The sequence below is a fragment of the Oceanobacillus iheyensis HTE831 genome (assembly GCF_000011245.1).
GTDB classification, from domain to species: Bacteria; Bacillota; Bacilli; order Bacillales; family Amphibacillaceae; genus Oceanobacillus; species Oceanobacillus iheyensis.
Genome location: NC_004193.1, coordinates 2,390,938 through 2,416,377, shown reverse-complemented (window position 1 = coordinate 2,416,377; position 25,440 = coordinate 2,390,938). Strand labels below are relative to the sequence as shown.

The 25,440-nt window shown below is 34.4% G+C and carries 30 protein-coding genes; 18 read left to right on the top strand and 12 right to left on the bottom strand.

Annotated elements, in window-relative coordinates; all coding sequences use genetic code 11:
- Positions 1–12: 12 nt before the first annotated feature.
- Complete coding sequence (locus tag OB_RS12165) at positions 13–555, bottom strand: YhcN/YlaJ family sporulation lipoprotein (RefSeq protein WP_011066757.1); 543 nt, start codon at positions 553–555, stop codon at positions 13–15.
- Between the two features lie 129 nt (positions 556–684).
- Here OB_RS12165 and OB_RS12160 point away from each other — a divergent pair, with 129 nt between their 5' ends.
- Positions 685–960 (top strand): YutD family protein, encoded by a 276-nt coding sequence (locus tag OB_RS12160; protein WP_011066756.1) that lies wholly within the window; start codon positions 685–687, stop codon positions 958–960.
- Positions 961–991: 31 nt separating this feature from the next.
- On the opposite strand, the gene OB_RS12155 is transcribed toward OB_RS12160, so the two are convergent.
- Positions 992–1,243, bottom strand: a complete 252-nt coding sequence (locus tag OB_RS12155; protein ID WP_011066755.1) for a hypothetical protein — start codon at positions 1,241–1,243, stop codon at positions 992–994.
- A 63-nt stretch (positions 1,244–1,306) separates the two neighbouring features.
- A complete protein-coding gene (locus tag OB_RS12150; RefSeq protein WP_011066754.1) occupies positions 1,307–2,740 on the bottom strand; it encodes an amidase in 1,434 nt (477 codons plus the stop codon).
- A gap of 125 nt (positions 2,741–2,865) precedes the next feature.
- On the opposite strand from OB_RS12150, the gene OB_RS12145 reads away from it, so the two are divergent.
- The 3 genes from OB_RS12145 to OB_RS12135 are packed head-to-tail and all read left to right on the top strand — an operon-like array spanning position 2,866 to position 4,755.
- Positions 2,866–3,312, top strand: coding sequence for a DUF86 domain-containing protein (locus tag OB_RS12145; RefSeq protein ID WP_011066753.1), 447 nt, complete (start codon positions 2,866–2,868; stop codon positions 3,310–3,312).
- A gap of 5 nt (positions 3,313–3,317) precedes the next feature.
- A complete protein-coding gene (locus tag OB_RS12140; protein ID WP_011066752.1) occupies positions 3,318–3,941 on the top strand; it encodes a helix-turn-helix transcriptional regulator in 624 nt (207 codons plus the stop codon).
- Between the two features lie 34 nt (positions 3,942–3,975).
- Entirely contained in the window at positions 3,976–4,755 is a 780-nt protein-coding gene (locus OB_RS12135) for a TIGR01457 family HAD-type hydrolase (RefSeq protein ID WP_011066751.1), read from the top strand.
- Positions 4,756–5,222: 467 nt separating this feature from the next.
- Here the strand turns inward: OB_RS12135 and OB_RS12130 are convergent, their stop codons facing one another.
- Positions 5,223–5,741, bottom strand: a complete 519-nt coding sequence (locus tag OB_RS12130) for a phosphatidylglycerophosphatase A family protein (protein ID WP_011066750.1) — start codon at positions 5,739–5,741, stop codon at positions 5,223–5,225.
- 83 nt (positions 5,742–5,824) lie between these two features.
- On the opposite strand from OB_RS12130, the gene OB_RS12125 reads away from it, so the two are divergent.
- Together OB_RS12125 and OB_RS12120 are read left to right on the top strand one after the other, a co-directional pair.
- Positions 5,825–6,784, top strand: coding sequence for a hypothetical protein (locus OB_RS12125; protein ID WP_011066749.1), 960 nt, complete (start codon positions 5,825–5,827; stop codon positions 6,782–6,784).
- Positions 6,785–6,808: 24 nt separating this feature from the next.
- Positions 6,809–7,777 (top strand): 2-hydroxyacid dehydrogenase, encoded by a 969-nt coding sequence (locus OB_RS12120; RefSeq protein WP_011066748.1) that lies wholly within the window; start codon positions 6,809–6,811, stop codon positions 7,775–7,777.
- 56 nt (positions 7,778–7,833) lie between these two features.
- Here the strand turns inward: OB_RS12120 and OB_RS12115 are convergent, their stop codons facing one another.
- Positions 7,834–8,064, bottom strand: a complete 231-nt coding sequence (locus OB_RS12115; RefSeq protein ID WP_379603720.1) for a NifU family protein — start codon at positions 8,062–8,064, stop codon at positions 7,834–7,836.
- A 152-nt stretch (positions 8,065–8,216) separates the two neighbouring features.
- On the opposite strand from OB_RS12115, the gene OB_RS12110 reads away from it, so the two are divergent.
- From OB_RS12110 to OB_RS12090, 4 genes are all read left to right on the top strand, one after another.
- Positions 8,217–8,546 carry a YuzD family protein gene (locus OB_RS12110; RefSeq protein WP_011066746.1) on the top strand — a complete coding sequence of 110 codons (330 nt, stop codon included), beginning with the start codon at positions 8,217–8,219 and terminating at the stop codon, positions 8,544–8,546.
- A gap of 28 nt (positions 8,547–8,574) precedes the next feature.
- Positions 8,575–9,435 carry a diaminopimelate epimerase gene (gene dapF / locus OB_RS12105; RefSeq protein WP_011066745.1) on the top strand — a complete coding sequence of 287 codons (861 nt, stop codon included), beginning with the start codon at positions 8,575–8,577 and terminating at the stop codon, positions 9,433–9,435.
- Positions 9,436–9,507: 72 nt separating this feature from the next.
- A complete protein-coding gene (locus tag OB_RS12100) occupies positions 9,508–9,864 on the top strand; it encodes a HesB/IscA family protein (protein WP_011066744.1) in 357 nt (118 codons plus the stop codon).
- A gap of 449 nt (positions 9,865–10,313) precedes the next feature.
- On the top strand, positions 10,314–10,913 hold the full coding sequence (locus tag OB_RS12090; protein WP_050750219.1) for a polysaccharide deacetylase family protein: 600 nt from the start codon (positions 10,314–10,316) through the stop codon (positions 10,911–10,913).
- Between the two features lie 54 nt (positions 10,914–10,967).
- Here the strand turns inward: OB_RS12090 and OB_RS12085 are convergent, their stop codons facing one another.
- The gene (locus tag OB_RS12085; protein ID WP_011066743.1) at positions 10,968–11,954 is read right to left on the bottom strand and encodes an NAD(P)/FAD-dependent oxidoreductase; all 987 of its coding nucleotides are present in this window, start codon (positions 11,952–11,954) and stop codon (positions 10,968–10,970) included.
- A gap of 363 nt (positions 11,955–12,317) precedes the next feature.
- On the opposite strand from OB_RS12085, the gene OB_RS12080 reads away from it, so the two are divergent.
- The 3 genes from OB_RS12080 (at position 12,318) to OB_RS12070 (ending at position 14,676) form a co-directional block, all read left to right on the top strand.
- Positions 12,318–13,529 carry an NAD(P)/FAD-dependent oxidoreductase gene (locus tag OB_RS12080; protein WP_011066742.1) on the top strand — a complete coding sequence of 404 codons (1,212 nt, stop codon included), beginning with the start codon at positions 12,318–12,320 and terminating at the stop codon, positions 13,527–13,529.
- 99 nt (positions 13,530–13,628) lie between these two features.
- Positions 13,629–13,940, top strand: coding sequence for a YuiB family protein (locus OB_RS12075; RefSeq protein WP_011066741.1), 312 nt, complete (start codon positions 13,629–13,631; stop codon positions 13,938–13,940).
- 61 nt (positions 13,941–14,001) lie between these two features.
- Positions 14,002–14,676, top strand: a complete 675-nt coding sequence (locus tag OB_RS12070) for a 3D domain-containing protein (protein ID WP_011066740.1) — start codon at positions 14,002–14,004, stop codon at positions 14,674–14,676.
- Between the two features lie 105 nt (positions 14,677–14,781).
- Here the strand turns inward: OB_RS12070 and OB_RS12065 are convergent, their stop codons facing one another.
- From OB_RS12065 to deoD, 3 genes are all read right to left on the bottom strand, one after another.
- Positions 14,782–15,261, bottom strand: coding sequence for a divergent PAP2 family protein (locus tag OB_RS12065; RefSeq protein WP_011066739.1), 480 nt, complete (start codon positions 15,259–15,261; stop codon positions 14,782–14,784).
- A gap of 95 nt (positions 15,262–15,356) precedes the next feature.
- Positions 15,357–15,956, bottom strand: coding sequence for a biotin transporter BioY (locus OB_RS12060; RefSeq protein ID WP_011066738.1), 600 nt, complete (start codon positions 15,954–15,956; stop codon positions 15,357–15,359).
- Between the two features lie 124 nt (positions 15,957–16,080).
- On the bottom strand, positions 16,081–16,788 hold the full coding sequence (deoD, locus tag OB_RS12055) for a purine-nucleoside phosphorylase (protein ID WP_011066737.1): 708 nt from the start codon (positions 16,786–16,788) through the stop codon (positions 16,081–16,083).
- Between the two features lie 220 nt (positions 16,789–17,008).
- Between deoD and OB_RS12050 the strand changes: the two genes are divergently transcribed.
- Complete coding sequence (locus OB_RS12050) at positions 17,009–17,272, top strand: phosphocarrier protein HPr (protein WP_011066736.1); 264 nt, start codon at positions 17,009–17,011, stop codon at positions 17,270–17,272.
- Positions 17,273–17,456: 184 nt separating this feature from the next.
- Positions 17,457–18,671, top strand: a complete 1,215-nt coding sequence (locus OB_RS12045) for an ISL3 family transposase (RefSeq protein WP_081427489.1) — start codon at positions 17,457–17,459, stop codon at positions 18,669–18,671.
- A gap of 16 nt (positions 18,672–18,687) precedes the next feature.
- Here the strand turns inward: OB_RS12045 and OB_RS12040 are convergent, their stop codons facing one another.
- The gene (locus OB_RS12040; RefSeq protein ID WP_011066734.1) at positions 18,688–19,110 is read right to left on the bottom strand and encodes a kinase-associated lipoprotein B; all 423 of its coding nucleotides are present in this window, start codon (positions 19,108–19,110) and stop codon (positions 18,688–18,690) included.
- Between the two features lie 81 nt (positions 19,111–19,191).
- Between OB_RS12040 and OB_RS12035 the strand changes: the two genes are divergently transcribed.
- Both OB_RS12035 and OB_RS12030 read left to right on the top strand, forming a co-directional pair.
- A complete protein-coding gene (locus tag OB_RS12035) occupies positions 19,192–19,443 on the top strand; it encodes a hypothetical protein (protein ID WP_050750218.1) in 252 nt (83 codons plus the stop codon).
- A 268-nt stretch (positions 19,444–19,711) separates the two neighbouring features.
- Positions 19,712–20,299 (top strand): superoxide dismutase family protein, encoded by a 588-nt coding sequence (locus OB_RS12030; protein ID WP_011066732.1) that lies wholly within the window; start codon positions 19,712–19,714, stop codon positions 20,297–20,299.
- A 131-nt stretch (positions 20,300–20,430) separates the two neighbouring features.
- Here the strand turns inward: OB_RS12030 and OB_RS12025 are convergent, their stop codons facing one another.
- Positions 20,431–21,603 carry a MalY/PatB family protein gene (locus OB_RS12025; protein WP_011066731.1) on the bottom strand — a complete coding sequence of 391 codons (1,173 nt, stop codon included), beginning with the start codon at positions 21,601–21,603 and terminating at the stop codon, positions 20,431–20,433.
- Between the two features lie 249 nt (positions 21,604–21,852).
- Here OB_RS12025 and OB_RS12020 point away from each other — a divergent pair, with 249 nt between their 5' ends.
- Complete coding sequence (locus tag OB_RS12020) at positions 21,853–23,979, top strand: RNA polymerase sigma factor (RefSeq protein ID WP_011066730.1); 2,127 nt, start codon at positions 21,853–21,855, stop codon at positions 23,977–23,979.
- 64 nt (positions 23,980–24,043) lie between these two features.
- On the opposite strand, the gene OB_RS12015 is transcribed toward OB_RS12020, so the two are convergent.
- Positions 24,044–25,390 carry a glucose-6-phosphate isomerase gene (locus OB_RS12015; RefSeq protein ID WP_011066729.1) on the bottom strand — a complete coding sequence of 449 codons (1,347 nt, stop codon included), beginning with the start codon at positions 25,388–25,390 and terminating at the stop codon, positions 24,044–24,046.
- Between the last annotated feature and the right edge of the window lie 50 nt (positions 25,391–25,440).

Below are 25,440 nucleotides of genomic sequence, written 5' to 3'. Positions count from 1 at the left end.
TAAATCCATTGTTTATTCATCATCTGGTGTTTCATCTTGTTTCATCTCTTCTATGATGGTTTGCACTGTTTGGTCGTAATCGAAATTTGGATTATTCGCAAGTGAATAATGAAGTGTTTGAATATCCTGAATTAACGATTTATCTCCAGATGTATAAATATCATAATAACGAGGTAACACTGATTCTGCCGTTTTTCTTGCATTTATCATAGCTTGGTTATTATCAATATTTTCTGATCGTTCGAATGCAATAAGCACTTCTTCATCAGTAACTAAAGTAGCAACTTCTTCATACTGATTGTTTTGTAATAAAATTCTTGAAATCATATCAGCCATTTCCCGCCGGTCAATAGTGATAGAACGATGTTCATGTGATTCATCGTTAGCAAATTCATCTTTTGTATAGCGTACAAAACCTAACTTATTGTTGGATTCATTGGGTTCGGTTTGATTTCGATTAGGATCTAGTTGAGGTGAGGTATCGTCAGCAGCATCATCTACTCCACATCCAGCTAACATTCCAGTTATTAAGAATAGCGGTATTAACAATTTCATTATTATATCCTCCCATAACTTTTAGTATTTGTAGTTTTTATAAAAACGAAGAAATCATGCAGGTAATTTTTTCTGGTTTTTAATATATCGACTATGATAAACTAAAAGCACATAAAGGAGTGGTCATTCATGATTGAATTGAATGGAAAAAAATATGAAATGATCGAAAATATAAAAGATGGGTTCCAAGAGGATATAATTAAGGAGCGTTATTCCGATATATTAGCAAAGTATGATTATATTGTTGGAGACTGGGGATATGACCAGTTACGTTTAAAAGGATTCTATGGTGAAAGAAATTCAAAAGTCCCCATCGATTCAAAAATTACAGCACTAGACGATTATTTACTTGAGTATTGTAATTTTGGCTGTGCTTATTTTGTTTTGAAAAAATTGCCAAAATAAAAAAGGGGACAAAACGAAATGTCCCCAAGCTTTATTCTTCCGATTCTTCTTCTAGTGGATGCGAGCCTGGAACTCTACGCTCCGTCTTTTCATGGTGCTCTCGATCTGGATAGACAAATGCACTATCACGGTATTGACCTTCCTGCCAAGGTTCTGATTTTCCTTGAACAGGTTCATTTTGATTTATATCTGAACCGTACGCCCCCTCAGGAAATTCTTCTGGTATGAGGCGTTCTTTTTGCTTTTCAACATTCGATATTTCATCGTATTTTTGTTTTTTCATTCTAACACTCCCCTATATTTTCAGTATGTGCATACCATTGAAAAAATATAATGGGAGCTTTTTCTAATCCACGTTTGGTATGGGAGCTAATTTAAAGCCACGATACTTTTTCTCGATTAATCTGCCTAATCGAAAGATAGCATCCTCATTTCCAGGTTTGCTCATTATTTGAATGCTAATGGGTAGGCCATTTTTAGATTCCCCAACAGGAATGGTCAAAGAAGGAAGTCCCCACACATTCGCATATGCTACATAAGGCATATATTGGAGGTAAGTCTTTCGTATCGAAAAGATTTCTTTAAATACTTTTCCATGAGGTAATGCGGTTTCATGATACACTGGAAAAATTAAAAGACGGTTATCTAAGTATGTTTCTATCACTCCATCGCCTTGTTCAATGATTGTTAAAATTTCGTTCACTCGTTTATGAGATGGTTTAAACATCTTGGCACCTATAATTGCCCAAGATAAATACGGATGGACCGATGTTCTCTGTGTTAATTTTTCTTTTAAGAAGGAAGAATATACTCCCGAACGATCATTGTTGTATGCTTCATCTTCTATTAGTTTACTACCATTGATGGACATGATTTCTTGCCAAATTAATGCACTATCTTTAAAGTATGGAGGCATTATTCGTTTTGTTGGAAATGATTTTTCTAGAAAATATTCTAATTGGTTTAATATATCAACGGTTTCAATGGATAACGGATACCCAGAATTACCAGGTAAGATTTCTAATTTAAAATCCTTCAATTTTTGTGATTCTATATTGGATGGGCTTAGAATGTCGTATAGTAACCTCATATCTTGTACGGACTTACCCATTGGTCCAATGGTTAACATACGTGCTTGTAAATCATGCTGTATACTTGGAAAATGCCCATCCATAGATATTTGGTCTTTCCCAGGTTTAAAACCAATAACTCCATTAAAATGAGCAGGAAAACGTATAGATCCTCCTACATCAGAACCAATGCCAACCGCTGCTCCACCGACTGCTAATAATGCACCTTCACCACCGCTCGATCCACCAGCCGATTTAGAAATATCCCATGGGTTATTTGTTCGACCATATAATTTATTGTCTGTCTCCTGACAAAAGCATAGTGCTGGAGTATTTGTTTTTCCTATAATGATGGCGCCAGCTTCTTTTAATTTCTTTACGACAGCTGCATCCTCAATAGCGATTAAATCTTGTCTATGTTCTAATCCTCCAGTTGTTTTTAGTCCAGTAACATGAAGAGACTCCTTGATACTTATTGGAACGCCGTGTAATGGGCCGCGTTTTTGTCCGTTCTTTAGTAGGTTGTCATACTCCTTTGCCTCTTCAATTGCTTCAATAAACCGATCTTCTACAAGGGCATTTATAATTGGATTTACCTCATGAATATGTTTGATAAATGCAGCAACTGCTTTCACACTTGTAAGTTCTGAACTTAATATAGCCTTAGAAAGCTGTGTCGCATCCATTTGGATTATTTGCGTATCATCCATAATATAGTTACTCCTCGCTGATGTATTGTTGATACTTTTAATATATCACGATTTTACAATTCCACCTATAGAATATGATATGATATCTATATACTCATTTTACTCATGATGGAGGTAATTATAAAATGTATTTTGTGGATCAACAAAAAATGGAAGAAATTCTTACATATATGGACACAGTGATAGACGAATTAAAAAAGCAGTCTTCAAGTACTACATTTTTAGATAAGATGGCAAAAGAAAGAATGACACATATTGTTATTGAGAGTATTTTAGATGTCGGAAATATGATGATCGATGGATTTATTATGCGCGATCCCGGTAGTTATGAAGACATTATTGATATTTTATTGGATGAGAATGTCTTAGAAGCGGAACATGAACATGCTTATAAAAGGATTATTGAGTTAAGAAAACAGATAGTGAATAATTATAGGGAAGTTGATCATAATCTGATATCAGATTTGTTAAATGACCACCTTGAAGAGATAGCTCAGTTTAGTAAATATATTCAAACCTATTTACAAAATGAATTAGGAGTTGCTAACGCTTTTTCTAATCCAAAGGGGTGATAGGCATGAAAAAACAAACACCTGTGAAAGAACAGCTATTAGTACTTCTAAAGAAGCATCGTGAATTATCTATCGATCAAATTATGAATCATTTTTCTATTTCAGAAATTGCAGTAAGGAAACATTTACAAGGGTTAGCTAGTCAAGACTTTGTAAATATCATACATCACAAACAAGAAATAGGTAGACCATATCATACATACCAATTAGCTGAAAAAGGCCATGCGTACTTTCCAAATCAATACCAACAACTTTCTTTGCAATTGTTAGAAGATCTAGAAGATATATATGGGATAGATACTGTAAATGGAATATTAAAGAAACAAACTGATCGAGTGGAACAAAAGCTGATAAAGGAAATGGAAAAGACAAAAATAGAAGATAATCTGGATATCTTTATAAAGAATCAAAATGAAAGAGGATATATGTTTGAAAGACGAATAAATTCGGATGGGTCAACTGTTTTAATTAATTATCATTGTCCATTTAAAGATGCTGCAGTTAAATATCCATCGATATGTAAACACGAAGAGCAAATGTTGTCCGATTTATTTTTTGATGAGAAAATTACTACACAGTCTCTAATTACTGATGGAAAAGCTTGTTGCCAATGGAAAGTGAGCCGTTAATTGTTAATGTAATTGTATTTTGGAGGAAAAAGAAATGAAGAAATACGTAGGATATTTAATTGATTTAGATGGTACAATGTACCGAGGAAATGAAGAAATAGACGGAGCAAAAGAATTTATTGAAAAGTTGTATCAGGAAAATATACCTTATGTTTTTGTAACTAATAATTCTACAAAAACCGCAGAAGATGTAGCTAAACGTCTTCAAGACATCCAGATACGTGCCACAGCTTCGCAAATTATAACAAGTAGTAAAGCGATAGCTAGGTATATTCAGTCTAAGCATCCAAATAGAAAAGTGACTTGTTATTGCATAGGTGAAGCAGGTCTAAAAGAGGCTTTAAGACAAACGGGTGTTGAGTTAACTGATGACATAAATCCTGACTATGTCATTGTAGGGTTAGATCGTACGATAACGTATGAAAAATTAGAAGGTGCATGCTTGGCAATTCGTAATGGTGCAACATTTCTCTCAACTAATAGAGATCATGCTATTCCAACTGAGAAAGGAATGGGGCCTGGAAATGGTGCTATTACTGCACTAATTTCTACAAGTACAGAAGTGGAACCATTATTTGTCGGCAAACCAGATTCAATCATTATGGAACAAGCTATAAAAGCTCTTGGTATGACCAGTGAACAGGTTATCATGATAGGAGATAATTATCATACTGACATTCAGGCTGGAATACAAGCAAATATGGATACGTTATATGTAGAAACAGGTGTAACGACGAGGGAGCAATTACTAACTTTCAATAAGCAACCTACGTATACTGTAAAAACGCTAAACGAATGGATTCCATATATTTGAATGGTGTAACCCCAAATATCTATCATTAAAAATATACGTGTCCTTTAAATAAAACTTAGCAATGATGAGATTAAATTATATAACGACATTGTTAAAAGAAGAAGAGACTAGGATAAAAGAATTTGACGGTAAAATATCCGACAAACCTTTTTAACCAAATCTCTTTTTTTAATTGTCTAGGAAATTAAAAAATTTTGGGGCTATGGATAAACAACTAAGTTATTTAGCCACGTCCAACTCCAGCGCCCATCACCTATTGTCCTTCTGGAGACCTCCTTACGATAAGTCAACATCGATTCGCATACGCTTATCGTGTTTCCTTTATCTCAAAGAAATAAAGAAGTTCGACCAGTCGAACCACCCCTTGAAAAACAGGGGCGCAGGACATACGGTGATAAACGGGCGCTTGCGCTTTTGTTCTACAAACTTGCCATCCGTGTATTCTGATACTCAAATAGTTATTTTGATTAATTATCCAATTCTGTATGTTCATCTTCAGCATCACTATGAGCTAATCGACTCGAAGCAGCTGCTGCTATTGCACCAACAATATCATCTAAAAATGTGTGTATTTGACCACTTGATTTATCATTTAGTTTTTGTAAGATACCAGGTTTTTGTTTATCAATATATCCAAAATTTGTAAGTCCTATAGAACCATATACATTCACAATGGAAAGAGCAATTACTTCATCTATCCCATAGAGACCCTCATCGATTTCAATGGTTTTTTGAAGCGGTTCTACTAATTTTTTTTGTTCCGCAAGCATGTCTAGCTCAATTCCAGTAAGGATTGCATTTTGTACTTCTCTTTTTGTCAAAACTCGATCAACATTGTGACGACAAATTTCCAACGTTAAATTTTGATGATATTTTGATTGTAAGTAATATACCAATTCAGCAATATCATCAAGTTCAACACCTCGTTCGGTTAGCAATTGTCTAGCTTTTACTTCGAGTTCACTTTTCTTTGTATACTTTGCCATAATGATCACCTTTTTCTTTTATAGTTAATGTATCCAATACCAATTCATATAATTATTGTATACCAGTAAAGGGGGAGATGATTATGCCACTAACGGAAATGTTAAGCAGTTTGTATTCCATCCAACCTGAAGGCAAACGTACCATTGACAGTCGAGAAGGGTATACAAAAGGAGAATATATTTATTTTACCATTTCAGGGAGGAACAGGGAAACAATATTAATGGAACAAGCAACATTAGCTTATCATCTTAAAGGAAATGGTTTTGCAAATGTTGCTTATCCCATTGCCAATTCAAATGGAGATTGGTTTACTTCCTATGGAGATGACAATTGGATGGTTTTAGAACTAGATATGAGTAGTATTAGACATTCAAACGACTCAGGAATTCAATTAGGCAATATTCATCAAATTGGTTCTTCCTTTCAATTTGAACCGAAGACCATATCCAGTTATGGAAAATGGAAGGAGCTATGGATTGAGAAACTTACCTTCTTTGAAGAAGAAATCCAAAAACAAGCGAAGGAACAACAGAGTGATTATTATAGAGAGTTAATGGATATCTTACCTTACATTGTAGGTATTAGTGAAAATGCAATTCAATATTTACAAGAAAGTGAAAAGGAACAACGCGTACTGGAAACAGATCAAGGCACTAGTTGCTTTGTTCGCTGGAATCCTGAAGGAAATCAAGTCTTATGGACAGATGGCTTTGTTTTTGATCATCCGACTAGAGATATAGCAGAATATATCCGCTGGTGTTTTGTTAATAACCGAGACAAAGAAGATATACTACAATTTTTGAATGATTATCAATCCTATCAACCATTGTCGGTTTTCGGATGGCGCGTTATCTATGCCAGGCTTCTATTTCCTATTCATTTATATGATTTACTGGAAGAAGGTTTTACTACAAGGGACATGTCGATGCTAATTCAAATGCAAACCATTCAAGAAAATTATGAAAAACAGCTTCGAGATTTTTATCAAATTGTAGGAGTGAATATTTCTGATTGGCAAATACCTGTGGTAAACTGGCTGTAAATAAATAAAATGGAGAGATGTTTTATGAGCAAGCCAAAGGTATTTGTTACGAGGAAATTATCAAGTCAATTCGTAAAGGAATATGAAGAAATATTAGATATTCGTATGTGGGATAAGGAGGAAGAGCCTGTTCCAGAAGAAATATTAAGAAGTCAAGCGAAAGAAGTAGATGCATTATTTACGGTATTAGGGGATCGTATTGATGAAACATTATTAGCAGAAGCAAAAAATTTAAAAGTGGTAGCAAATATGGCTGTTGGATATGACAATATAGATATTGACGCAGCTAGTAAACATGGTATTACAGTTGCGAATACTCCTGATGTACTTTCAGAAACAACAGCTGATTTAGGTTTTTCACTTTTAGCAGCAACCGCTAGAAGAATCACAGAGGCAAGTACGTATGTAAAGGAAGATAATTGGAAACAATGGGGCCCTTTCTTATTAGCAGGAACTGATATTCACCACAAAACATTGGGAATTGTTGGAATGGGTAGAATTGGTGAAGCGTTAGCAAAAAGAGCTACGGGGTTTAATATGAAAATTCAATATCATAACCGTTCCAGAAAACCAGAAGCTGAAGAAAAACTACAAGCATCCTACGTTAGCTTCGAAGAATTACTCGAAACGTCGGATTTCGTTGTCACTGTTGTTCCTTTTACGAAAGAGACAGAAGAATTATTTAATGAATCTGCTTTTAAAAAAATGAAAGCATCAGCAATTTTTATTAATATTTCTCGAGGCAAAGTGGTGGATGAAACAGCGTTGATTGATGCTTTAAATCATGGTGAAATCAAAGCGGCGGGATTGGATGTTTTTTATGAGGAACCAATTCGTGCAGATCATCCACTAGTTAATATGGATAATGTAGTTTGTTTACCGCATATAGGATCTGCAAGTACTGAGACACGAACAGAAATGATACATCTATGTATGAAAAATATAGTAGAAGTGACTGCAGGTAGAGTAGCAACTACACCTGTTAATAACTAACACAAAAATGATCTCTGTACATGAGACAGAGATCATTTTACATATGTTAAATGGAATTAAAATACTTGTTCAATTTCACGTACGCCAGGAACCTCTGCCATTAGAGCACGTTCTATACCAGCTTTTAAAGTAATGGTAGAACTAGGACAGTTACCACACGCTCCCATTAAACGAAGTAATACCACACCTTCTTCATCTACATCAATAAGTTCAACATCGCCACCGTCGCGCAATAAAAATGGACGGAGTTTATTTAATACTTCTTGTACTTGTTCTTGCATTCTCATCTACTCCTTTCCCATATGTTTATTATAAATGGAATGATACAAAAAATCTATTTGAAAATTATTTTCAATTAGCAACTACTTTTATTTTATCTTTATAGAACAATTTTGTAAAATAAAAGATATAGGTAAACATGTAAAATGGGGGAGATGGAATGGCGAGCGAGAAAATTATGATTACTGTATATGGAAGTAAACAAATTTGTGCTAGTTGTGTAGGTGCACCGGGATCAAAAGATACCTATGAATGGCTTCAAGCAGCAATTGGCAGAAAATATGTTGTGGATATGGTCGATTATACGTATATTGATATCAATGAACCACAAAAAGAACTTATACATCAAGAATTCATAAATGAAATGATGGAAGAGGATATGTTTTATCCAATTATTTTTATTAATGATAAAATCGTTGCAGAAGGTATCCCGACATTAAAGCCTATATATCGAACTTTAGATGATCTAGGATTACCACTAGTTAATTAACTTTTCAAAAGAAAGCAGGAGATTAGGGATGCAGATACCTTTTACAAAAATGCATGGATTAGGAAATAATTATGTTTATATTGACTTATTTGATTATGCTATAGATGAAAAGCTATATCATGATCTGGCCATTCAAATTTCAGATGTTTATACAGGTATTGGCTCGGATGGGATGATTCTAATTCACCCCACTACGGATGCTGATGTGGGCATGCGTATTTTTAATAAGGATGGATCAGAAGGTAAAAGCTGTGGGAATGGATTACGTTGTACAGCAAAATACGCATATGAAAATGGAATTGTTACGAATAAGAAGTTCCATATTCAAACGAAAGCAAATATTGTTGAAGCCGAAGTGTCTGTAGATAATAATAAAGTAAATCAAGTAACAATCGATATGGGAGAACCTATTTTAGCAAGAAATGAAATTCCGATGATGGGAAATAATGATGTAAAAGTTGTAAATGAACCATTTGTTGTAGCTGGAGAAACACAATATATTACTGCAGTCTCAATGGGAAATCCCCATGGTGTATTCTTTGTTGATGATATTGAAAAGGCTCCATTAGAAACACTCGGACCTACTATTGAAAAGGATATGCGTTTTCCGGAAAGTATTAATGTGGAATTTATCGAAGTTGTCTCGCCAACCGAACTCAATTTTCGTGTATGGGAGCGTGGATCTGGAATAACTCAGGCTTGTGGAACAGGTGCGTGTGCTGCTGTAGTTGCCGCAACTTTAAATGAAAAAGTAACGAAGTCACACCCAATTGTTGTTCATCTTGCTGGAGGAGATTTAAATATTGAATGGAAAGAAGATAACCATGTTTGGATGACTGGCCCAGCAGAGGTAATTGCAACTGGACTATTTTATTATAAAGAGGAATAACTATTTCAAACGCTTGAAACTCTGTAGAACATGTGTATACTAAAATTATGGAACAATATAAGGAGGTTCGTCATGATTATAAATATAACTGAAAGTGCAAGTGAGCAAATTAAGGAAATGAAAAAAGACGAATCTGATCAATCGCATCTGCGCTTTGGAATTAAAGGTGGAGGATGCAGTGGTTTGTCTTATTCCTTAGGCTTTGATGAAGATATTAATGAAGAATTAGATGTTATTCAAAATATTAATGGTATCCCAGTTGTTTTCTTTAATCAGGATATTCCAATTATTGAAGGTACTACAATTGATTATAAAGAGAATTTAATGGGTGGAGGATTTAGTATCGATAATCCAAATGCCATTGTTTCTTGTGGATGTGGATCATCTTTCCGTACGAAGGACAAAGTTGGTACACCAGGTGATTGTTAAGTAAAAACAGATTTAAACGATTTTCTCAGTACATTGCGTTGAGAAAATCGTTTTTTTATTATGGTCTAGGAAATTATAAAATTTTGGGGCTGTGGCTAAACAACTAAGTTATTTAGCCACGTCCAGCTCCAGCGCCCATCACCTATTGTCCTTCCGGAAACTTCCTTAAGATATAGAAGACTGCTGAATGTACTTTGTGAGGCATAGTCGCACTTATACCCTTGCGGTGAAAGTCAACATCGATTCGCATACGCTTATCGTGTTTCCTTTATCTCAAAGAAATAAAGAAGTTCGACCAGTCGAACCACCCCTTGAAAAACAGGGGCGCAGGACATACGGTGATAAACGGGCGCTTGCGCTTTTGTTCTTACTTGTAACTCTTTTCTCTCTTCATTCACTTTGGGTAGATGAAAAACATAGAATGTTCTATTAACAAGAGGGGGGAAGACATGATGTTCCAGCGGCAAGAAAGAATGATAGCTTTAACATTTGATGATGGACCTCTACCTGGGCCAACAAATGAAATATTAGACATTTTATCTGAAAATCAGTCGAGAGCCACCTTTTTTGTATTAGGAAATAATGTAACGAAGCATCGTGATGTTACTCGAAGAATTGTCCGAGAGGGGCATGATATTGGAGTGCATTCCTTCAGTCATCCTAATTTTCAGGAGACGGAGATATACGAAGTGTATCGCGAATTGATAGACAGTACTCTTCTTTTAGAAGATCTTCTTGGTATACTTGTTAAGTATGTACGCCCGCCATATGGTTTTTCCACCGCTGAAACACAATTTTTATTTGATCAAATAGGATTGCAGTCAATTCTCTGGACCTACGATACATTAGATTGGGAAATCTTAAATGCAGAGCAAATTGCTAGCAATTTGTTAGAAAATATACAAGCAGGTGATATTGTTCTGCTACATGATATACATCCAACTACTATTCAAGCAATGCGAATTGCAATTCCAAAGTTAGTAGATCAAGGGTACAAATTAGTAACTATTAGTGAATGGTTAGAAGTGCAGGAGAATCCCTTTAAATAGAAAAACGCATGGAATAGGGATTCCATGCATTTTTCTAGCTAAGCTAATTCAAATTTAAAACATAGCAGTTGAATGTTTTGGTTGTATTCTTGCCTTAGGATCAATATAGTTTTTCGCATTATTTATAGCTGTTGGTCCTTCACCAAAACCTGTTGCTATTAATTTTACTTTCCCATCATATGTGCAGACATCTCCAGCGGCATATACTCCTGGAATATTAGTTTCCATTTTAGAGTTTACAACGATACTATTTTTCTCTATCTCTAATCCCCAATCCTTAATTGGACCAAGGCTTGATATAAATCCATAATTACAAATAATATCGTCCACTTCTACGTCAATAATTTTTTCACCTTTTACCTCTTGAAGTTGAATTTTTTCAATTTTATCGGATGCTTCAACATTAATAGGTGCATAAGGAGTTAGAATTTCTACGGAGGATTCTTTCAGTTGATTGACGCTGTGCTCATGCGCACGAAATTGATCCCGTCGATGTACAAGTGTCACTTTTGCAGCGATCTTTTCTAACATCAATGCCCAATCAACAGCAGAATCGCCTCCACCTAATAATACCACTCGCTTACCCTTATATTGATTCATATCTCTTACGTAGTAATGAAGGTTCTTGCCTTCAAACGCTTCACTGTTGCCGATATTTAAGCGTCTAGGTTGGAACGCTCCATTTCCTGCTGTTATGATTATTGTTTTCGTTAAATGAACTTCTCCAGTATTAGAGGTTAATCGGATTGTCTCATCTTCTAATCGTTCTACTTTATCAATTGCTTGTCCAAGAACAATTTCCGGATCAAAGAATTTTGCCTGTTCTTCAAGGCGGTCAATTAATTCTTGAGCATGTACTTTAGGAAAACCAGCAATGTCATATATATATTTTTCTGGATATAGGGCTGTTAGCTGTCCACCAATATGAGGAAGGCTTTCAATAATTTTAACACTCGCCTCTCGCATTCCACCATAGAAAGCAGTGAATAAACCAGTTGGCCCTGCTCCGATAATAGTTACATCAAATACTTTGCTATCCATATGTCCCCTCTTTTCTATATAAACAATTTATAACCATTTCAATGGTATCATAAACTGAATTATGTTGGTATTTTTGCGCACTGAAGAATAGTAGTTAAGATCATCTCATAGTCATAAAAATGGGTAATTATAAGGTTGAAAATTTAATTTAAAGCATGTAGTATAATGAAGTGCTTTATTACAGTTTGGTTACAATTAGAATTTATTTTGGTAACAGTATTCGATCTGTCTTTTTCGTTAATGGTTAGCAAGAAAGACGAATGAGGAAATTGTACAGTTTTTTAGGTTGCAAAGAGAGATTATCGATTGATAATGAAAATGATATATATATGAGAAATTAATGTTATAGGAGTTGTGAGAGGAATGAATAAACCGCATATCGTAATTTTAGGAGCGGGTTATGGGGGAATGATGGCTGCAGCAAGAATGCAAAAATTGATACATTCTAATGAGGCAAAAATTACATTAGTGAATAAAAATGATTACCATTACCAGACTACTTGGCTACATGAGAATGCAGCAGGAACACTTCATCATGATCGTTCTAAAATTGACATTAAAGAGGTAATTGATCGAAATCGTATAAAACTTATATTAGATGAAGTGGTCTCTATAAAGAGAGAAGAAAAAAAAGTGAAATTAAAAAATCAAGAACTTTACTATGATATTTTAATTGTAAGTCTAGGTTTTGAACCTGCCATATATGGAATTCCTGGTTTAAGTGAATTTGCGTATTCTATAAAAGATATTAACAGTGCTCGACTCATAAGAGAACGAATAGAATATAATTTTGCTCTATACACGAATGAAAATAAACCCACAGATGGACGATTAAATATTGTAATCGGTGGTGGTGGATTAACTGGTGTAGAATTTGCTGGTGAATTGATTAATCGTATTCCTACCATATGTGAAGAATATGATATTGAAAAAAATTTAGTTAAGGTGTATTTATTGGAAGGTAGAGACTGTGTACTTTATGGCTATGATGACTCTGCTGTTCAATATGCAATGAATTCGTTGCAATCTCGAGGGGTTGAAATTATAAATGATGCGACGGTAAAAGCTTGTGCAGAAGATTCGATTATTTATGAGAAGGGTGGATCGGAGCATAAAATTTCTACTAAATCAGTTATATGGACAGCAGGTACGAAAGCAAATAGTATAGTCGAGCGATTAAATCTTTCTATGGAACATGGTCGTGTTAAGGTACGTAATGATTTGCGTTCTATTGAAGACGATTCTATATATTTAATCGGTGACTGTTCCCTAAACTATGACGAAAATGGTAATGTGTTGCCTTCAACTGCACAGATCGCTATGCAACAAGGAGAATTTATTGCTAGAAACATTAATGCTAAGATTAAAGGGAAGGAAATGGCTGCATTCCTCCCTGATGTTCCAGGAAGGATAACATCCCTTGGGAGTGATGATGGAATAGCGGATATGTTTAGCAGGAATTTATTTGGATGGAAGGCTGCATTATTAAAGAGAGTCGCCGATAATTGGTATTTATTTAAATTGGGTGGCATCCAGCTATTAATGAAAAAAGGAAAATTTAATATGTTTCATTAGACTAAAAAGCAAAGGAGATTTAGCTAAGCCTTTGCTTTTTACTTTATTTATTATAAAATGACTCATGTATATGTACATAGGATAAAGGGAGAGTGTGGCATGGTTCAATTAATTGTTTCTGTATTTCTATATTTTGTTATCTTTTTTGGGATCGCATTCATATTAAATATGTTATTAAGACAAACCTGGTTAATGGCATTTTTATACCCAATAGTCGTTATACTCATTATAGATAATGTAGGAATGGCAGAATACTTCACAAATACTGCAACAGCATTTAATGATTTAGGGACAAGATTACTTGATATAGCATTTGCAGATATTGTCATTTTAATTGCTGGATTTATTGGTACAATCGTATCAGGGTTCGTTATTAAGTTTCTACGAAAAAGTGGCTATCAAATGTTTTAACTACTTTTTTGAATAAAATTTTAATAGATTGGAAATGATGACATCCAAAGAGGTGTTAATCATGAAAATTAAAAATTGGATGAAACATGTAGGGATGTTATCTATTATTTGCTTATCTGTTTTGGAGATAACATCAGTTACAAATTTATTCATTCCAAAGCATGTGAAGGCAAATCCCATTGAACTCATTCCATCATCAGAAGGTATTATAGAACAGTTTAAAAATGTTAGCTTAAAACCTAAAGAACTTAACGTTGCAAAGGCAAATCAAACGCTTTTAAGTAATGATGAAATCGAAGGCCCTTCATCTATTGATGAGGCGATTGATTTAGAACAATTTCCTGTGCATACGGTAATGGCAACCGGTTATACAGCTGGGATTGAATCTACAGGTAAGACTGCTGAACACCCAGAATATGGGATTACTTTTTCTGGTGTTCAAGTGAAGCGAGACTTGTATTCTACTATTGCTGCTGATTTAAGTGTATATCCAATAGGAACAATTCTATTTATACCAGATTATGGATTTGGAGTTGTAGCTGATAAAGGAAGTGCTATAACGGGAAATAAAATTGATTTATATTATCATACTGTAGATGATGTGTATGAACAATGGGGAAAGAAAGAAGTAGACGTATATGTTATTGAAATGGGAGATGGAACATTAACAGAGGAAACTCTCCTCGAACTGAATGAAGATGAATCCATGCAAGTATTTCGTCAACAGTTTAATTAGAATAGATTAAGGTTGAGACATTGTATAGAAGTGTACAAAAGCTGAATGGTAATAGGATATACCATTCAGCTTTTGTTTACTGTGCAAAGTCTCAACCTTATTTTCTTAGTAGCTGAATAACGGTGCAATGGAAAAAGCTAAAATAATTCCAGTTAACGCTCCAAAAAATACTTCAATTGGCTGATGACCTAATAGTTCTTTTAATTCTTGTAATTTTTCTGTTTCACCTTTTTTATTCCAATCTTTTGCACTTGTAGTAATTAATTGGAAATCTCGAATTAATTGGTTAATAACTACAGCTTGTTCACCTGCTTGTCTTCTAACTCCTGAAGCATCGAACATGGTAATAACGCTAAAAATACATGCCAGGGCAAATACACTGGAAGTTACCCCTTCTGTAATGCCGATTGCAGTTGTTAGCGCGGTAACAGCAGCAGAGTGACTACTAGGCATACCACCGGTACTAAAAGCCAGACCGGGTTGAAATTCTTTGGTGAATATTAATTTAATTGGTATTTTTATTACTTGTGCAAAGACGATTGCACATAATGCAGCCCACAGAGGGAAATTGGAAAACAGAGTCATGTATGACGAAACATCCTTCCTACAAAGCACATGTATTTGTGTAAATGTTTCTGTTATTTTATCATACAGACCTAGGAAGATAAAGAAACAACCGATTACCGTGAAATGTTTTGAATTACAGGAATAGAAGATACCCGTTTTTGCAAAGCCATCATGGTAATCGCTGCTACGATTGTTAATACACTATCTTTCACTAGGAAAGGCACCATACCAATCCATGCAGTTAAATAAGAAATAGGAAGCTCTAACCATTCATTCATAGCTATATACATATAAGTAACACCTAAAGTATAATTAATCATCAATCCAATAATTGCAACAGTAATCAAATCTTTAGAGGAATAAACAGATTTATTTTCTAATATCCACCCAACTATGAAGGCGATAAAAACAAATGAAATAATAAATCCTCCTGTGGGACTAATCATTGGATAGAGGCCGCCTTTTAATCCTGCGAAAACAGGCAATCCAGTTAAACCAATGAGTATATAAACAATCATTGCGAATGCCCCTAATCGTTTTCCTAAGATCATACCAGCTAAAATTGCAAAAAATGTTTGTAACGAAAGTGGGACAGAAGCCCCGCCAATTGGTACAGTTAAAAATGGAAACCAAATAGCAATATTCGCACCAATTACCATCAGACATACAAATAAAGAAGTATAGGTTATATGTATCGCTCGAAATTGTTGCATTAGCATTTTCTCCCTTCTTGATAGCTTTACTATAAATAGATTCATATATTTTGTCAACTAAATATTTTAACAGGTTGACAATACAAATAAAAAAATACCCAGCAAGAATAAGCTGGGCAATCGTTTATTTTATAATAGTATCTAAAGCAATTTCCATCATGTCATTAAAAGTTGTTTGTCGTTCCTCAGCAGTAGTTTCTTCACCAGTTATAATATGATCGGAAACCGTTAATACAGAAAGTGCTTGTCTACCATATTTAGCTGCTAATGTATATAGCGCTGTAGATTCCATTTCAATGGCAAGTACTTGATATTTAGCCAGTAATTCATTTACTTGCTGTGCATTATCACGATAAAATGTATCACTTGTGAATACATTTCCTACTCGTAAATGAAGTCCTTTATCTACTCCGGCGTCATATGCATTTTTTAGTAGTTCAAAATCTGCAATTGGTGCATAATCAATTCCGTTGAAGATAAGGCGATTCATTTGAGAATCTGTCGTAGCTCCTTGTGCTAAAATAACATCACGAACGTTGACATCTTTTTGAATAGCACCGCATGTACCTACTCGAATTAATTTCTTCACATCATAGCTTTGAATTAATTCGTTTACATAGATTGAAATAGATGGTACACCCATACCAGTTCCTTGAACAGAAACACGTTCACCTTTGTAAGTACCAGTGTAACCATACATACCTCTAACTTCGTTATATAATTTTGGTTCCTCTAAAAAAGTCTCTGCTATATATTTTGCGCGGAGCGGGTCTCCGGGTAAAAGTATTTTATCTGCAATTTCTCCTTGTTTTGCTCCAATATGTACACTCATTTTACAGCCTCCTTGAACTAGTTGCTATTTCTAGATTAAAGTTACCATAATCGTATTTGAAAAACAATTAAATTCATATAAATAAAAATATAGTTATCGGTTTCATCTTTTATGATTTTTGTATATAATAAACGTAGGTTTATGTGAAATATTTAACGTTGTTATAATAGACAAGCATAAACAATCATAGAGAAAATATGGTGTGGAAGGGTGAAATGTAATGAAATCACAAACATTTACGATTACTGCTGAAACTGGAGTACATGCTCGTCCTGCAACTTTGTTAGTAAATAAAGCTGGACAATTCGATTCTGAAATCGAAGTTTCATACAAAGGCAAGCAAGTTAACTTGAAATCGATCATGGGTGTTATGTCTTTAGGTATTCCAAAAGGCGCAGAAATCGAAGTTTCTGCTGATGGAAAAGATGAAGAAGACGCTCTTAACGGTGTTGCTGAAGTAATTAAAGAGCATCTTGGTGAATAGATTGTTTTCATATAATATTAAGACACCCTTGTAATGGATATATTCCTTTACAAGGGTGTTTTTTAGTTATGATGGTTATTTTGGCTCTATAATATTTGTTGGGGTAAAAGAAAAATAAAAAACACGCAATCTCCTATTTTTGTTATCATTGTTTAAACCACTAAACCAAACAAAAAGGAGATGCGTGCAATTGAATTCTAACATAACATTACCTGGGTTGGAAGAAGGAAATATATTAGATACAGAAGTACGAGAAGGTATTTATTACATTAGGTGGGAGTTGGAGAGAACCTCTCATCGTTGTCCACAGTGTGGAGAGTGGACAAACAAGGTACACGATTATCGTACGCAGAAAGTCCGTCATCCTAGCATATTCGGAAGGCAAACGATTATTTTTTACCGAAAGAGAAGATATAAATGCGTTTTCTGCGGAAAGCGATTTTTTGAAAGAAACCCTTTAGTCAAACGTTATAAAAGACAATCCATTGAGTTTAATCAAGTATTGTCATTAGAGCTTGTTCATGGAAAAAGCTTTCGAGACGTGGCGACACGTTTTCATACATCGCCAACTACCATTATGCGTCGATTTGATGAGATTACTGCATCGAAGATGAAGGAAACACAAGCATTGCCTAAAGTGATAGCGATTGATGAGTATAAAGGGGATGCAGGGAACGAGAAGTATCAAACGGTTATAGCTGATCCGATTAATAGAAAACCTTTAGAGATTTTAAAAGATCGTAAAAAAGATACATTAGTGGATTATCTAAGGATGCATGGTGAGAAGGTAGAATTTGTAGTCATGGACATGAGTCCATCCTTTAAAGCAGCTGTTGATAAGGCATTAGGGCACCCCATTGTTATCGCCGATCGTTTTCATTTTACACGATATATATATTGGGCTTTAGAAAGAGTGAGAATTCGTGTACAGAGAGAGTTTCATGATTATGATCGGAAGAAGTGTAAACGTATGCGACATGTGTTTTATAAAAAGCAATCGAAGTTAACGAAAAAGCAACAATGGTATTTAGATCGCTATTTACACATGTCACCAGATTTAAAACGCGCCCATGAGTTAAAAGAAGCGTATATTGTCTGGTTTCAACTAGCCAAGGCCAACGGCCCTACTGCTTTAAAAAATACTAAAAAGTATCTCTATCAGTTTTATGAACTTGTGCAAAATGCAGGGCTGCCGGAATTCCTAAAAGCAAAAGAAACCTTTCATAATTGGCAAAAAGAAATTATGAATAGTTTTGCCTTTGATTTACATAATGGTTATATCGAAGGAATCAACAATCAAACAAAGGTTATAAAACGAAATGCATTTGGATTTAGGCGATTCGATCGCTTTCGAGCAAGAATACTATTACATCATCAATATAAAAAGAAAGTGGTTTAATATAAATAGGAGTGAGCTAATTGCTCACCCCAACATTTGACTTAGAACCGTTATTTTTATAATGAGTTTCTTCTAGTTGTTCTAATTTCTTTAGACATTGTAAATCAAAAGCAGTTGGATTATCAGCTAGTTTTTCTTTATAATTAACGACTGCTGTTTGTAATGATTCGCTATAAGATGGGATTTCTTCCGTATCATAGATATGAACAGCTGGTTTTTTAACGTTCATTTTTTCTTTATAGGAAAGTGCTTTTCGCTCATGGAAGAAAACATCCTCACCAGTTTGTCCGTAGTTATGCAAATCTCCTTGAAGAGGATGTTTTAATACTGCTCTTACTTCTACCAGATATTGTTGTCCACGATCTTCTTTGATAATTCCAATATAGGTTCCTGATTTATAATGTGCTTTCACAATATCTCCATTATTAAAGGTACTCAATTTGTATCACTCCTTTTACCCATTTTGCCAAAAATATGATAAAAATGCGAACGTTTTTATCTAGTATTTGGAAACGGAGTCATGTTTGTTATAATAGGTGGGAAAGGTGTGAATACAATGATAAAAATGATAATTTTGATGCCATTTCTATATTTCCCAGAAGATAAAACCGAATATATACCAGCAGTGATTTCACTAGCGATATTTATTGTTTTGACAGTAGTTGCTATGCGATTGATGATGAAAAAATCAAGAAATGATGAAAAAAAGTTTAATGAAAAATATAGCAAAGAAATAAAACAAGCTAAACAGACAGATTCACCTACAAAATAGCTGTAAGTACGTGATCAAGAAGGAGGATGGAAAGGGGCGAAAGGAAGCGGCCTAGCTCTGAGTCCTGGAACGTAGACAATTTATACATGAGATTTGGAAAATTAAGCTAGCTTCCACAGGATGTGGGCAATTTTAGCAGGAGGTTCGCATGATAAGTGTCACTTTCACCGAACTTTTTAAAACAGCCTCTTTAAAGAAACATTCACTTTTTTGTTTAGATTATCAAACATTGCAGATACTGATATAAAAGAGGAAAGGAGTCTATGTTATGCGTCCTCTAATATTAGGATTAATAATGAGCCTTACATTGTTATTATCTGCGTGTTTGCTTCATAATCCGAAATCACTAACAATAGAAATGTATAATGTAGATGGTGATCGAGTAGGGACAGCCTTATTAAGTGATCAAGAAGATGCTGTAGCCATTGAATTGGATTTAGAAGGGCTTCAACCAGGATTTCATGCTATACATGTTCATGAATATGGAAGATGTGAAGCTCCTGATTTTACTACTGCTGGTAATCATCTGAATCCCCAAGGTAAGGAACATGGAATGATACATCCCGAAGGATCTCATTTAGGAGATTTACCAAATATCGAAGCAGATGCAGGCGGTTTAGTACATGCCGAACTTGAGCTCTCGGGAGCTTCGTTACAAGAAGGAAAAAGTTCATTAATAAATAATGATGGGACCGCATTAATTGTCCATGAAGGTCAAGATGATGGAATGAGTCAACCAGGTGGAGATTCTGGAACAAGAATCGTTTGTGGAGAAATTCATGCAGAAAAGGAATCAGGAGATTCAGAAAAAGCACCGACTGATCCAACCGAGCAAAATGATGAACAGGAAGAATAAGTAAATATATGAAAAGGGGCGTGGACAAAAGTGTAAATACCAGTGTCCAGCCCCTTATTTTTAACCCACATTTAAAAAACTAATATCCCATTTAAATAACGTTTACTTCATCTTTATTTTCTTCGAATTGATTATCTGGATTGTACGGCAGTAATAATTCGCTCGATGCCTTCTTCTAAAGTCGCTCTTGGGCAAGCGATGTTAATACGCATAAACGAATCACCTTCTACGCCATAATCCTGACCGGCATTTAATCCAACTCTGGCTTTTTCAATCATGAATTTTTTTAATTCTTGTTTATTCAATCCTAGTGAAGAACAATCCACCCATAGCAGATACGTTCCCTCCGTATGTGTAACTTTTAATTCAGGGGCATGGGCTTCAAACATTTCACGTACATATTGTGTATGTTGCTCTAACACTTGTACTAACTCATCTAACCAGTAATCGCCATGACGGTAAGCTGCTTCCATAGCAGTATTTCCCATTGTATTTAACATGTTATGAAACCCTTGACGATGGAAGGCTTTATCCAACTTTTGACGGTTCTCCTTATTTGAAGTAATTACATAGGAAGCGTCTAAACCAGCCAAATTAAATGTTTTTGAAGGTGCCATACATGTAATCGTATTATCAGAAACCTCTTCTGACAATGAAGCGATAGGGATATGTTTTTCCCCAGGAAAGACTAAATCTGCATGAATTTCATCGGAAAAGATCATCACATCATATTGCAAACATAAGTCTGCCATTTTTTGTAATTCTTCTTTGGTCCAAACCCGACCAACAGGATTATGTGGAGAACAAAGGATAAATGCTTTTATTCCACTTGCTAACTTCTTTTCCATATCATTAAAATCGATGGTATAATATTGATCTTCATAAACGAGCGGGTTCTTAACGATTTCTCTATCTAATTCTTTTATCAAATTATAAAACGGCGTATATACAGGTGTTTGAATTAAAATATTGTCACCTGGGTCTGTAAATGCTTGAACCGCCATATGTAGACTGTTCACTACCCCTGGACTATAGGATAACCAGGAAGGATCAATAGACCAATTATGCCTCCGTTCTAACCAATTGATAATAGCTGAACTTACATCACTATCAATTGCGGTATACCCATAAATTCCATGTCTTGCGCGTTCTATCAAAGCTTGATTAACTTCTTCAGGAGCTTTAAAATCCATGTCTGCTACCCACATTGGCAACACATCATTGGACTGGAAAACTTCTTGTACCATATCCCATTTTACGGATCTAGTTTGTTTTCTATCAAAAACTTCTTCAAAAATACTCATTGGGAAACCTCCTAGCTATGTATAATGTAATGTTACTATTATAACAAAGAATATCGGGAAAAAGGCAAAAAAAAAGCAAAGCGTTCAAGCGCCTTGCCTACAGGGGGAATACGAGAAAGTCTTACAGTTATAGTATTACCCTATGTACAAAATTATAAACAAGAAAAATAGAATTTTTTTGAAATACTGCAACCAAATTAAAGTTACATACGTTATATATGTATATCAATCATTGAAAGGGGGATTTGTTTGGAGGATCATCAAATAATAAGTTATTTTCAGCGTAATAAATTTGAGTCAGGAATGGAATTACTTATAGACAAATATTGTGTGACCGTAGAACGATTTGCTTTTCAAATAGGTGTTGATACTAATGAAATTTCAGATGTTGTACAAGAAACATTTATAAGAACCAGTAAGAGCCTTACAAATTATCAAGATCAAAATGTAAATTTATCAACTTTGCTATATAAATGTACATTAAATGTTGTTAAAAAGCTTAAGCGTAAAGAAAAAAGGAAAAGAAAGTCAGAGGAAATAGTAAATAAGCAACACCATATTCTGACTGATTATTTCGAAAGTGAAAGTCATGTTGTGCTGCATGAATGTATTCAGCATCTAGAAGATACATATAAATTTGCACTTATTCTGTATTATTTTCATCAAAAACCGTATGAAGATATTGGTCAAATCTTACAACTATCAAGTGCTTCAGTAGAAAATAAAATTTTTCAAGGTAAAGTGAGATTAACAGAGGAATCAACTTTCGAAAAAGATAATAATCCTATAGATAACTGGCTAAAGTCCTTAAGTGAAGAATATAAATCACTTCCAGAAAAGACCTCTACCCAACAAATTCTTCATACTGTAAAAGGGGTACACGAAAAAAAGAAGAAAAGATGGCTAACAAAGATAGCTATAGTATTGAGTTTAGTAGTATTTGTGGTAGTTGCAATTCCTATGTTTGACGATTTTAAAGATTCTCCTACTAATTTAACAGAACAAGAAAAAATGGAGCAGTATTTTGAACGAAAAAAAGAAGAATATAAGCAAAATCTCGGTATAGAAAGTGTAGATGACTTTATTCAGGTTGAACGTGCATATGATCTAGTTATTCAGTTTAATAATGTAACCAAGCAAACTGAAGATATCGATGACGCGGAGATACAATCGTATAAGGATATGATTGCAATGCTCTTAACAACGCCTAAACAACTTGCAGAAAAACAGAAAAAGGAAAACAAAATATTCCTAAATCATCCAGATTTTTATACAGTACAAGTAAATAATAGACAAACGCTAGAAATTTACTTATCCAGTTTATTTAGAAAACATTCTATTGAAAAAAATCATAGACAAGAAATTATAAATAATCAAGAAAGTATCGATGAAATAAATGTATCAGAAGATATCTTAAAAGCGATAAATGCAATTAAAGATAATGGGTATACCATTGAGCAATTAGAAGATGCGACAAGTCTTAGTTTGAGAATAGACAGAAGTTGGGCAATACAATATATTCACGATGTAGAAGGATCTGAGCCATATTTAAATATGATATCCATCCAAGAAGACATTGACTCTTATTACAATGGAGAACATATTAATTTAGGAGATATTCTTTTGCAAATAGAGGAAATATATAGAACATATCCCAATGAACGTCATAATATCTTTGTTCAACAAGAATTAGCTATAACAGGTCAGTATGTGTTAATAGATTATTTATTTGTAAGAGATAAATTTTATTCTTATGAAATAGATACAACAAACCCATTATCTAAGGAACATCAAAAAGAGCTACTTTCCTTTGTTCAAGACCATCAGGATTCTATATATTGGACTATAGTAAATGAAGTAGTTCAAGAATTAAAGAAAAATAATTGGATTCCTAAAGAGGAACTTGCACATCGAGAATATAGGTATATTTTTATAGATCCTTATCAAAATTTAACGGAGGATAGTTTTTTATCTTTTGAAAAGTGGCCAGTTGTCGATACGACGCATGACATTTATCATCATTATATTGAGCAGAACGAGCAGCTAACTGCATTATCGGATGCGTCGGCTAAAGAGGTATTGTCACTTTTTATGTATGCATCCGTAAAGCCAGATGAACAGCTAGTTAACAAATTAAAGACGGAGAATAGCTTGGATAGTGAAAGTTATGACTGGTATGATATTTGGAGAAATAGTTATTATTTTATTGAATTGAAGAATGAAGAAGATGAAGCGATTTATGATTTTATATCTTTTCCTAGTATTTATAATGAGGAAGAGGCTTTTCAAATATCTATTGAGTTAATTAAACAGGATGATATATGGTTAATAAATAGAATTTATGATAGAACAAAAACAAAAGAGGCTCCATCTTAAGAGCCTCTTTATCGACCTTTTTTGAATCACGCCTTAAACACAGGGGCGCTTTCGCTTTTCTTTATTACAAACGTTTTTCTAACGCTTCTTTTTGATCTTCGAATCCTGGTTTTCCGAGTAGGGCAAACATATTCTTTTTATATGCCTCAACCCCAGGTTGATCAAACGGATTAACACCAAGAATATATCCACTTATTGCACATGCTTTTTCAAAGAAATAAACAAGGTAACCAAACGTATATGCATCTAATCTAGGAACTTCTACGATTAAGTTTGGTACATCTCCATCTGTATGTGCAAGCAGTGTTCCTTGGAAAGCTTTATCATTAATCTCATGAATCGACTTACCAGCTAAGTAATTTAAGCCATCTAAATCCGATTCTTCTTTCTCTAATGTGAAATCTTTTTTCGGTTCATTCACGTGTAGGATAGTTTCGAATATATTACGACGACCTTCTTGAATGTATTGTCCAAGAGAGTGCAAGTCTGTAGTGAAATTCGCTGATGAAGGATAAATTCCCTTTTGATTTTTTCCTTCACTTTCCCCAAATAATTGTTTCCACCATTCAGAGAAGTATTGTAAATTCGGCTCATAGTTAATTAATAACTCAGTAACTTTCCCTTTTTGATAGAGAATATTTCTTACAGCCGCATACTGGTATGCTGGATTTTCAGATATGACTGGATTAGCAAGGTCTTCCATTCCAGCTTTTGCGCCTTCCATCATGTCATCGATATTAATGCCGCTGGCAGCGATTGGAAGTAACCCAACTGCTGTTAATACTGAGTATCGTCCACCTACATCATCAGGAATAACAAATGTTTCATAGTCATTGGAATCTGCAGTAGTTTTTAATGCTCCTTTAGAACGGTCAGTTGTTGCATAAATGCGTTTTTTCGCCTCGTCTTGTCCATATTTTTCTTCAAGATACTTCTTGAAAACACGAAACGCAATTGCAGGCTCCGTAGTCGTTCCACTTTTAGAAATTACGTTGATAGAGAAATCTTTGTCTTTAAGAATATCGAAAAGCTCAGTCATATAAGTTGAACTTAAATGATGACCGACAAAAATAATTTGTGGAACTTGACGTTGATCCTTAGATAGAAGGTTTTGGAAAGAATGATTCAACATCTCAAGTGCTGCTTTGGCACCTAAATAAGATCCGCCTATGCCAATAACAAGTAAAATATCGGAGTCTTTTTTTATTTTATCAGCAGCAGCTTTTATTCGTGTATATTCTTCACGGTTATAATTTCTAGGTAAGTCAAGCCAACCCAAGAAATCTTTACCTGCTCCAATACGTTCATGAATCATTTGATGCGCAGTATGAACAAACGGTTCTAGATTTGTAATTTCTTGTTTTTCGAAAAATGACAATGCCTTTTCGTAGTTAAAGGATACATGTGTCAAGTTATTTCCTCCTCTGTAAAAGCAATTATTTCTATAATTTAACTTTAAGC